This window comes from Mycobacterium sp. Aquia_216 (genome assembly GCF_026723865.1).
Classification (GTDB): Bacteria; Actinomycetota; Actinomycetes; order Mycobacteriales; family Mycobacteriaceae; genus Mycobacterium.
On the sequence record NZ_CP113529.1, the window covers coordinates 4,992,599 to 5,005,103 of the forward strand.

At 66.8% G+C, this 12,505-nt stretch carries 11 protein-coding genes; 9 read left to right on the forward strand and 2 right to left on the reverse strand.

Annotation, left to right across the window (positions count from 1 at the left end):
* Window positions 1–11: 11 nt before the first annotated feature.
* On the forward strand, window positions 12–632 hold the full coding sequence (locus tag OK015_RS23240; protein ID WP_268126486.1) for a TetR/AcrR family transcriptional regulator: 621 nt from the start codon (window positions 12–14) through the stop codon (window positions 630–632).
* 11 nt (window positions 633–643) lie between these two features.
* Here the strand turns inward: OK015_RS23240 and OK015_RS23245 are convergent, their stop codons facing one another.
* Complete coding sequence (locus OK015_RS23245; RefSeq protein WP_268126487.1) at window positions 644–1,612, reverse strand: proline dehydrogenase family protein; 969 nt, start codon at window positions 1,610–1,612, stop codon at window positions 644–646.
* Window positions 1,612–3,243 (reverse strand): L-glutamate gamma-semialdehyde dehydrogenase, encoded by a 1,632-nt coding sequence (pruA, locus tag OK015_RS23250; RefSeq protein ID WP_268126488.1) that lies wholly within the window; start codon window positions 3,241–3,243, stop codon window positions 1,612–1,614. Before pruA ends, OK015_RS23245 begins: the two co-directional genes overlap by 1 nt.
* An 84-nt stretch (window positions 3,244–3,327) precedes the next feature.
* Here pruA and OK015_RS23255 point away from each other — a divergent pair, with 84 nt between their 5' ends.
* The 8 genes from OK015_RS23255 (at window position 3,328) to OK015_RS23290 (ending at window position 12,485) form a co-directional block, all read left to right on the forward strand.
* Window positions 3,328–4,935, forward strand: a complete 1,608-nt coding sequence (locus OK015_RS23255; protein ID WP_268133019.1) for a PucR family transcriptional regulator — start codon at window positions 3,328–3,330, stop codon at window positions 4,933–4,935.
* Window positions 4,936–5,119: 184 nt separating this feature from the next.
* The gene (locus tag OK015_RS23260) at window positions 5,120–6,625 is read left to right on the forward strand and encodes an HNH endonuclease signature motif containing protein (protein ID WP_268126490.1); all 1,506 of its coding nucleotides are present in this window, start codon (window positions 5,120–5,122) and stop codon (window positions 6,623–6,625) included.
* 79 nt (window positions 6,626–6,704) lie between these two features.
* Complete coding sequence (stf0, locus tag OK015_RS23265; RefSeq protein ID WP_268126492.1) at window positions 6,705–7,508, forward strand: trehalose 2-sulfotransferase; 804 nt, start codon at window positions 6,705–6,707, stop codon at window positions 7,506–7,508.
* A 52-nt stretch (window positions 7,509–7,560) separates the two neighbouring features.
* Window positions 7,561–8,475 (forward strand): sulfate adenylyltransferase subunit CysD, encoded by a 915-nt coding sequence (gene cysD / locus OK015_RS23270; RefSeq protein ID WP_268126493.1) that lies wholly within the window; start codon window positions 7,561–7,563, stop codon window positions 8,473–8,475.
* Entirely contained in the window at window positions 8,475–10,394 is a 1,920-nt protein-coding gene (cysC, locus tag OK015_RS23275; RefSeq protein WP_268126495.1) for an adenylyl-sulfate kinase, read from the forward strand. The genes cysD and cysC overlap by 1 nt, the downstream gene beginning before the upstream one ends.
* 55 nt (window positions 10,395–10,449) lie before the next feature.
* Window positions 10,450–10,572: a hypothetical protein gene (locus tag OK015_RS23280; protein ID WP_268126497.1), complete on the forward strand. Its 123-nt coding sequence runs from the start codon at window positions 10,450–10,452 to the stop codon at window positions 10,570–10,572.
* Window positions 10,547–11,695: a YeiH family protein gene (locus tag OK015_RS23285; RefSeq protein ID WP_268126498.1), complete on the forward strand. Its 1,149-nt coding sequence runs from the start codon at window positions 10,547–10,549 to the stop codon at window positions 11,693–11,695. The genes OK015_RS23280 and OK015_RS23285 overlap by 26 nt, the downstream gene beginning before the upstream one ends.
* A 97-nt stretch (window positions 11,696–11,792) precedes the next feature.
* Complete coding sequence (locus OK015_RS23290; protein ID WP_268126500.1) at window positions 11,793–12,485, forward strand: GAP family protein; 693 nt, start codon at window positions 11,793–11,795, stop codon at window positions 12,483–12,485.
* Window positions 12,486–12,505 lie beyond the last annotated feature (20 nt).

Genomic DNA, 12,505 nt, shown 5'->3' on the forward strand with positions numbered 1-12,505 from the left:
GAGGGGAGGACATGGTGACGCAGGCTTCCGCGCTGACCCAGGCGACCGACACCCGCGACCTGATCGTCGAGTCCGCGATCGCCTGTTTCGGTAAACAGGGCATGCAGAAGGCGACGATCGTCGACATCGCCAAGCGGGCCGGGGTGTCCCGCAGCACCATCTACGAATACTTCAGCGACAAGGCCTCCGTCGTGGAGGCCTGCGCCGAACACGCGTCGCGGCGGTTCTATCTCGAGATGACCAAGGCGATGGGTCGGGACAACACCCTCGAGGACAAGCTTTGTTCGGCAGCGGTATTCGTGACCCAGGCGCGGCAGGTCATGGCATCCGAGAAGTACTTCGACGAGGATGCCGTCAGCCTGCTGCTGACCAAGGACGCCGCGGTGCTGCTGCGCGAATGTGTCGATTTCTTCGCCCCACACTTGTCCGCCGCCAAGCTGACGGGCGAGGTCCGCAAAGACCTCGACGTCGAGGCCGCCGGTGAATGGTTCGCGCGCATCCTGTTCTCACTGTTCAGCACGCCGTCCTCGACCCTGGATATGGACAATCCCGAAGTCGCAGCGGAATTCGTGCGTGCGCACGTGGTGCGCGGGTTCGCCAGCGAACGCCCGCGGCCGCGCCGCGCCCAGTAGCCGGCGCACAGTCAGTGCCCGCGTTGCGCCAACGCCCGCAGGAAGAACGTCAGGTTGGCCGGGCGTTCGGCGAGCCGGCGCATGAAGTAGCCGTACCACTGGGTGCCGAACGGCACGTATACCCGAACCTGGTTACCGGCGTCGGCCAGTCGGCGCTGCTCGTCGTCTCGGATACCGTACAGCATCTGGTACTCGAAATCGCCGGTACGACGGCCTGATTCGCCGAGCATGGCCGGCACCGCCTCGATAATCGCGGGATCGTGCGAGGCGACCATCGGATATCCCGAACCGACCATCAGCACCCGCAGGCAGGCCAGATAGGAATCGGTGACCTCGTCTCGGCCCCGGTAGGCCACCGATGCCGGCTCGTCGTAAGCACCCTTGCAGAGCCGGATTCGGGCCCCGGAAGCGGCGAATTCCCGGCAATCGCCCAGCGTGCGCTTCAGGTACGCCTGCAAAACCGTGCCCAGCCAAGGAAATTCGGATCGCAGATCGCGCACGATGGACAGCGTCGAATCGGTGGTGGTGTGGTTCTCGGCGTCTATCGTCACCCACACACCGGCCCGCTGCGCGGCCTCGCAGATCGACCACGCGTTCTGCCGGGCGATCTTGTCACCGTCGCGCTCCAGCGACTGCCCCAGCGCCGACAACTTGACCGAGACCTCCAGCGGGCGGATATCCTCGATCGAGGGCTCGCCCAGCCGGCCCAACTTCTCGATCAGGTCGAGGTAGATCTGTACGGCGGCGTCGGCGCCGTCAGCGTCGGCGACGTCCTCGCCCAGATAGTCGACGCTGACGAAATGGCTCGAATTACGCAGGGCGGCAACGCTATTCAGCGCGGAGTCGATCGTCTCGCCGGGCACGAATCGGTGCACCACCCGCCGGGTGACCGGCATCCCTTCGGCGGCGCGGCGCAACCCTTGACGACGGCTGGCGGCCATGATCGCCGGCCGCAGGGTGTTGGCGAACACGCGGGCCATCAGTCGGACCCCATGTGCGGGTAGGTGTACTGCGTGGCCGGGACGAACGTCTCCTTGATGGTGCGGGCCGACGTCCAGCGCAACAGATTCAGTATCGACCCGGCCTTGTCGTTGGTACCCGAGCCGCGTGAACCGCCGAACGGCTGGCGCCCGACGACGGCACCGGTCGGCTTGTCGTTGACGTAGAAGTTGCCGGCCGCGAAGCGCAACCGGTCCTGCGCGGTGAGCACGGCCTGGCGATCGTCGGCGATCACCGCGCCGGTCAGCGCGTAGCGCGACCCGGTGTCGATCACGTCGAGGATGCGTTCGTAGGAGTCGTCGGGGTAGACATGTACCGAGAGCAGCGGGCCGAAGTATTCGGTTGAAAACGCTTCGTCGGTGGGGTCGTCGGACAGCAGCACGGTCGGTCGGACGAAATAGCCGACACTGTCGTCGTATTCGCCACCGGCCGCCACGGTGACACCGGCCGCGCTCTTGGCGCGCTCGATGGCGGTGACGTTCTTGATGAAGGCCCTGCTATCGATCAGCGCTCCCCCATAGTTGGTGAGGTCGGTGACGTCGCCGTAGCTCAGTCCGGCTGTCGCGCCGAGGAAGTCGTCGCCCATGCGCTGCCACACCGAATGCGGAATGAAGGCCCGCGACGCGGCAGAGCACTTCTGGCCCTGGTAGTCGAATGCCCCGCGAATCAGCGCCGTGCATAACACATCCGGGCGCGCCGAGGCGTGCGCGACCACGAAGTCCTTGCCGCCGGTCTCGCCGACCAGCCGCGGATAGCTATGGTAGCGGCCGATATTGGTGCCCACCTGCTGCCACAGGTGCTGGAAGGTGGCCGTCGATCCGGTGAAGTGGATACCAGCCAGGCGTGGATCGGCCAGTGCCACATCGGAAACCGCAAGGCCATCTCCGGTGACCAGGTTGATCACCCCGGGCGGTAATCCGGCGGCCTCGAGCAGTTGCATTGTCAGATACGCCGACAGCGTCTGGGTGACCGACGGCTTCCACACCACGGTGTTGCCCATCAGCGCGGGCGCCGTCGGCAGGTTGCCCGCGATCGAGGTGAAGTTGAACGGCGTGATCGCGTAGACGAAGCCGTCCAGCGGGCGGTATTCGCTGCGGTTCCATTCCCCCGGTCCGCTGACCGGCTGTTGCGCCAGGATCTGACGGGCAAACGCCACGTTGAACCGCCAGAAGTCGATCTGCTCGCACGGAGAATCGATCTCGGCCTGGTAGACGGACTTGGACTGGCCGAGCATCGTCGCGGCGGCGATCTTCTCCCGCCACGGACCGGCCAGCAGGTCCGCGGCCCGCAGGAACACCGCGGCGCGCTCGTCGAAAGGCATTGCGGCCCAATCGTTCTTCGCGGCCATCGCGGCCTCGATGGCCGCCGTCGCGTCGACGTGCCCGGCGTTGGTCAGGGTGCCCAGCGTGGCGGCGTGCCGGTGCGGCGCGACGACGTCGATGCGTTCACCGTCGCCCATCCGGTGCTTACCGCCGATGACGTGCGGGAGATCGATCGGGTGATCGGCCAGCTTGGCCAGTTCGATATGCAGGCGGGCGCGTTCGGGCGACTGCGGGGCGTAGTCGTGGACCGGCTCGTTGACCGGGGCCGGCACCTGGGTGATCGCATCCATGCTGCCCAGGGTCCTCGGCGTGGCCGCTCATTCTGTTAGCCGATCGGACAAGATATGCGCTTGAGCGCAGTAAGATCGGACAACATGCGGGTGCCCGGCGTTGGATTGGGCGAGCTACTGCTCGCCCTGGATGCGACGCTGGTCAGCCTGGTAGACGCCCCGCGCGGCCTGGACCTGCCGGTGTTATCGGCAGCGCTGATCGATTCCGACGACGTCCGGCTGGGTCTGGCGGCGGCCACGGGTTCCGCAGATGTGTTCTTCCTGCTGGGCGTCGGCGACGACGAGGCGTTGCGCTGGATCGACAAGCAAGCGCGCGAGCGCGCCCCGGTGGCGATCTTCGCCAAGGAACCGTCGACCGCGCTGGTGGCCAACGCCGTCGCGGTCGGGTCGGCGGTGGTCGCCGTCGAACCGCGGGCCCGCTGGGAGCGGCTCTACCAATTGGTCAACCACGTCTTGGAGCACCACGGGGATCGCGCCGATCCGATGGAAGACTCCGGCACCGATCTGTTCGGCTTGGCACAGTCGCTGGCCGACCGCATCCACGGCATGGTCAGCATCGAGAATGCCCAGTCCCACGTGCTCGCCTACTCGGCCTCCAACGACGAAGCCGACGAGCTGCGCCGGCTTTCCATCCTGGGCCGAGCCGGACCGCCCGAGCATCTGGAGTGGATCGGCCAGTGGGGCATCTTCGACGCCCTGCGGGCCGGCGACGAGGTGGTGCGGGTCGAGGAGCGTCCGGAATTGGGCTTGCGTCCGCGGCTGGCGATCGGGATCTATCAGCGCCCGGCCGGGCCGCGCCGTCCGCCGGTGTTCGCGGGCACCATCTGGGTGCAACAGGGATCGGCGCCGCTGGCCGACGATGCGGAGGAAATCCTGCACGGCGCGGCCGTGCTGGCGGCGCGGATCATGTTCCGGCTGGCGGCCCGGCCGTCCATGCACGTGCGGCGAGTGCAGCAGTTGCTCGGCCTGACCGACCCGGACGCAACCACAGCGCCGGCCGACGTGGCCGGGATCGCCCGCGAACTCGGCCTGGCCGCCGACGGTACGGCCGCGCTGATCGCCTGGGACACTACGGGCACCGGGTCCCGTCACGCCCGGCTCTCCGACGTTTTGGCGTTGAGTGCCAGCGCTTTTCGTCGAGACGCTCAAATCGCTTCGCGGGGTTCGCGAATGTATGTGCTGCTGCCCCAGACGTCGACGGGCCGGTCGGTCACGTCGTGGGTCCGCGGCACGATCAGCGCGTTGCGCACCGAACTCGGTGTCGAGCTGCGGGCCGCCATCGCGGCGCCGGTCGCCGGCCTGGCCGGGATCGCGGGGGCGCGCAGTGAGGTCGATCGTGTACTCGATAGTGCTGAGCGGCATCCGATTTCGATCGGACAGGTGACATCGCTGGCCGAGGCGCGCACCACCGTTTTGCTTGACGAGATCGTCACCACGATCGGAAGCGACGAGCGGCTGGTCGATCCGCGAGTGCGCGACCTGCGGGCCCGGGACCCGGTACTGGCGGAGACGCTGCGGGTCTACCTGGACAGCTTCGGCGACATCGGTGCCGCCGCACAGTGGTTGCGGGTACATCCCAACACGGTCCGCTATCGGGTGCGTCGGATCGAGAAGCTGTTGTCGACCTCGCTGGTGGATCCCGAAGTGCGGCTGCTGTTTTCGCTGGGACTGCGGGCATTGGAGCGGGCATAGCCCGATCGCTGTCGGGCGCACGCGAGTGTCTGCCGGGGGCAATGATTCCCGCGGGAGTACCCGCGATCGCGACGCCCACCGGCACACTGGATCCCCAATGCGCTTTGTCCACAGTCGGGCGGTTATCCACAACGGCCCGTTTCGGCAGTGCGGCGGGCCGGCGGTCGCTACTAGAATCGAATGCATGTTCGAATGTGCGGACGACGCCGCGGTGGTGGCCGCAATCGCCGATTTCGCCCGGGCCGAGTCGGCGGCCGCGGCGCGCCGATTGCAGGCCGTCGCCGAGTTGGTGCACCGGCGGGCCGACGGCCTCGTGGACCACGGCAGCTGGTGGTGCGACAACTGGGACGCGATCGCCGCCGAAGTTGCTGCCGCGCAGGGCATTAGCCACGGCATGGCGTCGGGCCAGATGTACCTGGCGGTAGCGTTGCGAGACCGGCTGCCAAGGGTAGCGGCGCTGTTCGCCGAGGGCTCTATCAGTGCGCGGGTGGCTGCGACGATCGTGTGGCACACCGACCTCATCAAAGATCCGGAGATCGTGCAGACCGTCGACGCCACGCTGGCCGGCGACGCGACGAAATTCGGCCCGCTGTCGGTGACCAAGACCGCCCAGGCCATCGACGCCGTCGTCGACCGTCACGACCCCGCGGCGGTACGTCGCGCACGGGCCAACGCGCGCGGACGCGACGTGGTGATCGCGGCTGCCGATGGCCGATCCGGCACGGCGTCCTTGTGGGGCTCCCTGTTCGCCACTGACGCGGCCGTGTTGGACCGGCGGCTGGCCCAGATGGCCCACCAGGTGTGTGAGAGCGACCCACGTACCGTGGCACAACGCCGTGCCGACGCGCTCGGTGCACTGGCCGCCGGTGCCGAGCAACTGGCGTGTGCATGCGGAGCATCGGATTGTCCGGCCGCTCTCGACACCGACCCGCGAGCCGGCGCGGTAGTGGTCCACGTGATCGCCGAAAGCGGAAGCCTCGAGAGTGCGCCCGATCCCTACGCATCGGGCGAGCCCGCACCGCGACCGCTCACGCCCGACACCGCCCTGTCGGAGGCTTTGGCCCCAGACCCCGAACCGCCCGCGCCCGCCAGGCTGCCCGCCGCCCGTGTGATCGGCGGCGGCACAGTCCCGGCCCCGCGGCTGGCCGAGCTGATCCGCGATGGCGCCAAGGTCCGGCCGTTACGGCACCCCGGTGCGTCCCCGCCCGAGTCGGCCTATCGCCCGTCTACGGCACTGCAGCGCTTCGTCCGATGCCGAGATTTGTCCTGTCGATTTCCGGGCTGCGACCGCCCTGCGCAGTGCTGCGACGTGGACCACACGGTCCCCTACCCGCTGGGTCCGACGCACCCGTCGAACCTTAAATGCCTATGCCGAAAGCACCACCTTCTGAAGACTTTCTGGACGGGTTGGCACGACGAACAACGGCCAGACGGAACTGTCGTCTGGACCTCGCCGACCGGGCAGACCTACACCACCCGTCCGGGCAGTCTCCTGCTGTTTCCCGCGCTGTGTCTGCCGACGGGCGAATTGGCCTCTCCCCCAAGCCCATACCGGCCTAGCGGCATTCGCGGCGTCATGATGCCGATCCGCCGCCGAACCCGACAGCAAGATCGCGTCCGGCGCATCGATGCCGAACGAGCGCTGAACGCCGCGCACGTCGCCGAGCGTAATCAGCCGCCGCCGTTCTAAGACCGGGCGCACGAGTTATGCTCAGCATGAATCGAAATTCCAATGTTGCAGCGGATTTTCGGACGGCTAGGCTTTGCTGGTGGCAGAAAATCCGTCGTCCTATTTGGTGCTGGCTTCGCAACGCAGTGGCAGCACTCTGCTCGTCGAATCGCTGCGCGCTACCGGCGTGGCCGGCGAGCCTCAGGAGTTCTTCCAGTATCTGCCGACCACCAGCCAGTCCCCGCAGCCGCGCGAGTGGTTCGCCGGCGTCGAGGACGAGTCGATCTTGAGCCTGCTCGATCCGCTGGACGCAGGGAAGCCCGACCTGGCGCCGGCCGAGATCTGGCGTGACTACATCCGCACGGTCGGACGAACCCCGAACGGCGTGTGGGGCGGCAAGCTGATGTGGAACCAGACGCCGCTGCTCTTAGAGCGCGCCAGCGGCCTGCCCGACCGATCAGGCACCGGCCTGCTGTCCGCGATCCGCGATGTCGTCGGCGAGGACCCACTGCTGGTCTATGTGTACCGGCCCGACGTGGTGTCGCAGGCGGTGTCGTTCTGGCGGGCGGTGCAGACCCGGGTGTGGCGGGGCAGGCCCGACCCGGTTCGCGACGCGCGCGCCACCTATCACGCCGGAGCGATCGCCCACGTCATCACGATGCTGCAGGGCCAGGAGCAAGGTTGGCGGAATTGGTTTGCCGAAGAAGACGTCAAGCCAATAGAAATTCCGTATCCGGTGTTGTGGCGCAACCTAACTCAGGTGGTGGGCACCATTCTCGAGTCGCTGGGGTTGGACCCCAACCTTGCGCCCGAACCGGTGCTGGAGCGTCAGGCCGACAAACGGTCCGACGATTGGGTAGACAGATACCGGGTCGATGCCGAACGAGAGGGGCTACCGACATGACCCGCGCCGGCGACGATGCAGAGCGAAGAAGCGATGAGGAGGAGTGGCGCCAATGACCACAACCGAAGAGCGGCGCGTCGACGAACTGCGGCTGCTGGAAGCAGAAGCGGTGCACATCATCCGTGAGGTCGTCGCCGAACTGGAGCGGCCCGTTCTGCTGTTCTCGGCGGGTAAAGACTCGATCGTGCTACTTCGGCTGGCGGAAAAGGCATTTCGGCCACTACCACTGCCGATCCCGGTGATGCACGTCGATACCGGTCACAACTTCCCGGAGGTCATCGAGTTTCGTGACCGCAGGGTCACCGGTGAAGGGCACAAACTGATCGTTGCGTCGGTGCAGGAATCCATCGACAACGGCCGGGTACCCGACCCGGGCCCCGGTGCGTCGCGCAACCGGGCGCAGACCCGCACGCTGCTCGACGCGCTGGAAGCCGGCGAGTTCGACGCGGCCTTCGGCGGTGCCCGCCGCGACGAGGAGCGGGCCCGCGCCAAGGAAAGGATCCTGAGCTTCCGCGACGAGTTCGGCCAGTGGGATCCCCGGGCGCAGCGCCCGGAGCCCTGGACGCTCTACAACGGCCGGATCAAAAAGGGCGAGCAGGTGCGGGTGTTCCCGCTGAGCAACTGGACCGAGCTCGACGTCTGGCGCTACATCGAGCTGGAAGACCTTGAAATACCGTCGATTTACTACGCGCACGAACGCGAGGTCTTCGCGCGCGACGGCATCCTGCTGGCGGTGTCGGAATACGCCAGTCCGCAAGACGGCGAAACCGCGGCGACGGAATGGGTGCGGTACCGCACCGTCGGCGACCTGACCATCACCGGGGCGGTGCGCTCCGAAGCCACCGACATCGCCGGTGTCATCACCGAGATCTCGGCGGCAACGGTGTCCGAGCGCGGCGAGACCCGCGCCGACGACCGCACGTCGGCCGCCGCCATGGAAGACCGCAAGCGAGAGGGCTACTTCTGATGACCGCCACCGACAACGCGGAAAAGACCGTACATTCCAAGGGAATAACGCGTCAGCTGCTGCGCATCACCACCGCGGGCTCGGTGGACGACGGCAAGAGCACCCTGATCGGTCGGCTTATGCACGACACCGACAGCCTGCCGTTGGATCACCTCGAAGCAGTGACCGACGAGGAGGGCGTGGCCGACCTCGCGGCGCTGTCCGACGGTCTGCGTGCCGAGCGCGAACAGGGCATCACGATCGACGTCGCGTACCGCTTCTTCTCCACCGAGGCGCGCAGCTACATCCTGGCCGACACCCCCGGCCACGAGCGCTACACCCGCAATATGTTCACCGGCGCGTCAAATGCCCACGTGGCGATCCTGCTGGTCGACGCGCGTGCCGGAGTGCTGCGGCAGACCCGACGGCACGCCCGCATCGCAAAGCTGTTGGGCATCAAACACTTTGTCGCGACCGTCAACAAGATCGACCTGATCGACTTCGACCAGGCCGGGTTCACCAAAGTGGAAGACGAGCTTGGTCAGCTGGCGGCGCGCCTGGGCAACGTGGACATCGCGGTGATCCCGATCGCGGCCAAGCACGGCGACAATGTCGTGCACCGCTCCGAGAACACGCCCTGGTACGAGGGCCCCACGCTGCTCGAGTATCTGGAGGGCATCGAGCTGGCCGCGCCGAACGCCGAGGCTTCGCGGCTGCGCCTGCCGGTGCAGTGGGTGTCGCGGCCTACCGAAGACCAGCGCCGCCGGTACACCGGACGGCTCGCGGCGGGCACGCTCAGTGTCGGCGACCCGGTGGTGTCGCTGCCTGCCGGCACCAGCTCGACGGTCACCGCGCTGGACACCCTCGACGACGAGCGCGCGACAGGTGTTGCGCCGCTGTCGGTTTCGATCGAACTGGCCGATGACATCGACGTGGGTCGCGGCGATGTCTTCGTCAGCGGAGCTGAGGATGCGGTTCTGCCGGTGCTGGCCCGAGAACTCGACGCGACCGTGTGCTGGTTCATCGACACCCCGCTACGGGCCGGGGACCGGCTGGCACTCAAGCAGACCACCAGGACCGTGCGAACAACCGTCCAGGAGCTGCACTCGCGGCTGGACCCGGAGACACTCGACGAACTCGACCAGCCGGTTGAGTTGACGCTCAACGATATCGGCACCGTGACATTGCGGACCAGCTCGATCATCATCGCCGACCCGTATGCGGACAATCGCGATACCGGCGCGTTCATCCTGATCGACGAGACCACCAACGACACCGTCGGCGCCGGCACCATCATCGAGGCGCGGGAGGTCAAGCCGGGTACCCAGGCGCGCACGGACATTCGCTGGCATCCCTCGGCGCTGGACCGTACCCACCGGTGGCAGGCCACCGGACAGGCCGGGGCGACGATCTGGTTCACCGGCCTGCCCGCATCCGGCAAGTCGACAATCGCGGTGGCCGTGGAACGGGCACTCGTCGAATCCGGGCGAGTGGCCTACCTGCTGGACGGCGACAACCTGCGCCATGGCCTGTCCGACGATTTGGGCTTCTCCCCCGGCGACCGCACCGAAAACATCAGGCGCGTCGGCCATTTGACTCGACTGCTGGCCGACGCGGGTGTGATCGCACTGGCCTCGCTGGTGTCACCGCTGAAGTCGGACCGCGAGACCGCCCGGGCGCTCAACGACGCCGCCAAGCTGCCGTTCATCGAGGTGCACGTGGCCACCTCGCTGGCCGAATGCGAAAGACGGGACCCCAAAGGCCTTTACGCACGAGCACGCAAGGGCGAGCTCAAGGGTTTGACCGGCGTCGACGCACCCTATGAACCACCCGAAAACCCGGACCTGGTGCTCGAGAACACCAACGCCGACATCGACGAACTCGCCGCTCGGGTCATCGCGTTGCTCGATGAGCGCAGCCCGAAACCGGCCGCCACCTAGATTCAGCGCGATCTAATCACTTGGTCCGCGACGCGGGGCACGCCACTATGCGTGCGTGAGTGATAGTGGTTGGCGCGAGCGGGTCGGCTCGGTGTCGCTGGACTGGTGGGCGACGCTGGTCGCCGGTGTGATCGTCGTGTTGGCAGTGGCCAATGCGCTGCCGAAGATTCCGTGGTGATCGCGTGAGCACCACTCGCGTCGAGCCGGAAGAAACGCTGGACGAACCGACCTTTACCAGCAGGCAACCGCTGGACTACGTGCCGGGGATTTTATTGCTGATCGGCGTCGGTCTGCTGGGCAAGTACGCCCAGATCTGGTGGAACACGCTGGCCAAGCACGAACACTGGCGGGTGCCCGACATCGAATACGTGTTGTGGGCCATCGTGATTGGGCTGCTGATCACCAACACCATCGGCCTGCACCGGATATTTCGTCCCGGTGTGCAGACCTATGAGTTCTGGCTCAAGGTCGGGATCGTGGTGTTGGGCGCGCGATTTGTGCTCGGCGACATCGCCAAGCTCGGCGCGATCAGCCTGGTCCAGATTCTGGTAGACATGACGATCGCCGGAACCGTCATCATCGTCGTCGCGCGGGCTTTCGGGTTATCCGGCAAGCTGGGCTCGCTGCTGGCGATCGGCACATCCATTTGCGGGGTGTCGGCGATCATCGCGGCCAAAGGTGCGATCCGGGCCCGCAACTCCGACGTCAGCTACGCCATCGCGGCAATCCTGGCGCTGGGCGCGGTGTCGCTGTTCGTGTTGCCGCCGCTGGGACACGCGATCGGGCTCACCGACCACGAATTCGGCCTGTGGGCAGGTCTTTCGGTGGACAACACCGCCGAAACCACCGCCACGGGCTACCTGTTCTCCGATCACGCCGGCAAGATCGCGGTGCTGGTCAAGTCGACCCGCAACGCGCTGATCGGGTTTGTCGTCCTGGGTTTCGCGCTGTATTGGGCCGCGCGCGGACAGGCCGACGAGATCGCGCCCGGCGCAAAAGCCAAGGCGGCGTTCATCTGGCAGAAGTTCCCGAAGTTCGTGCTGGGGTTCCTGGCGGTGTCGGCGATCGCGACCGCCGGCTGGCTGACGAAGGGCCAGACCGCCAACCTGGCGAACGTGTCGAAGTGGGCGTTCCTGCTCACCTTCGCCGGTGTCGGGCTCAACACCGATTTCCGGCAGATCGCCCGCACCGGATGGCGTCCGCTGGTGGTGGCTGTGATAGGACTCACAGTCGTCGCGACGGTCTCGCTCGGAATTGTCCTGCTCACATCGCGCGTATTGCATTGGGGCGTAACCACCTAGCCAGAGCATCTGGCGAGGCGCAACACGCCGGTCTGCACGCCGGCCGGTAACGTGACGCTCATGCAGCACTCGTCCGTCGAGGCAGCCGAGTCCTGATATGTGGATCACCCTCCTGGTTATGGCCTTCGCGATGAGCGTCGAGCCGTTCCGGATCGGCATGACCGTGCTGATGCTGAACCGGCCCAGACCGATGCTGCAGCTGTTCGCATTCCTGTGCGGCGGATTTGCGATGGGCATGACCGTGGGCCTGGGCGTCGTGTTCGGACTCCAGCGCAGGCTGCTCAACTCCTCGCACATCACGCTGCCGAAACTTCAAATCCTGATTGGCGCGATGGCGCTCGTTGTCGCCGTCGTGCTAACGGCACAGGTCGCCGTCAGGGGCAAGGTCGGCCGCTTCACCCAGCGAAACGCGAACGCGTCGGACGTTCGCGAGCATCACGGCTTGGGCAGGTTTTCGAGGCGGCTGCTGCACGGGCGCTCGTTGTGGGTGGCGGGGGTGGCTGGTCTCGGGATCGCGCTACCGTCCGTGGATTACCTGGCGGCGCTGGCCGCCATCGTGGCTTCCGGCACCGCCGCCACGACACAGTTCAGCGCGCTGTTGATGTTTCATGTCGTGGCGTTCGCGCTCGTGGAGATCCCGCTGCTGGCCTACTTGCTGGCGCCACAGCAGACGCGTGCGTGGATGGTCGCGCTGCAGATCTGGATCCGGTCGCGCCGGCGCGTCGAGGTCGCCAGCCTGCTGGCCGCTGCCGGGTGTTTCCTGGTGTTCGTCGGCATGCGAAGTCTTTGAGGTTCTCGCGCGGCGACCGG

Coding starts and splice junctions, on each gene's coding strand:
- OK015_RS23240 (WP_268126486.1), top strand. CDS start 12: ATGGTGACGCAGGCTTCCGCGCTGACCCAGGCGACCGACACCCGCGAC.
- OK015_RS23245 (WP_268126487.1), bottom strand. CDS start 1,612: ATGGCCCGCGTGTTCGCCAACACCCTGCGGCCGGCGATCATGGCCGCC.
- pruA (WP_268126488.1), bottom strand. CDS start 3,243: ATGGATGCGATCACCCAGGTGCCGGCCCCGGTCAACGAGCCGGTCCAC.
- OK015_RS23255 (WP_268133019.1), top strand. CDS start 3,328: ATGCGGGTGCCCGGCGTTGGATTGGGCGAGCTACTGCTCGCCCTGGAT.
- OK015_RS23260 (WP_268126490.1), top strand. CDS start 5,120: ATGTTCGAATGTGCGGACGACGCCGCGGTGGTGGCCGCAATCGCCGAT.
- cysD (WP_268126493.1), top strand. CDS start 7,561: ATGACCACAACCGAAGAGCGGCGCGTCGACGAACTGCGGCTGCTGGAA.
- cysC (WP_268126495.1), top strand. CDS start 8,475: ATGACCGCCACCGACAACGCGGAAAAGACCGTACATTCCAAGGGAATA.
- OK015_RS23285 (WP_268126498.1), top strand. CDS start 10,547: ATGCGCTGCCGAAGATTCCGTGGTGATCGCGTGAGCACCACTCGCGTC.
- OK015_RS23290 (WP_268126500.1), top strand. CDS start 11,793: ATGTGGATCACCCTCCTGGTTATGGCCTTCGCGATGAGCGTCGAGCCG.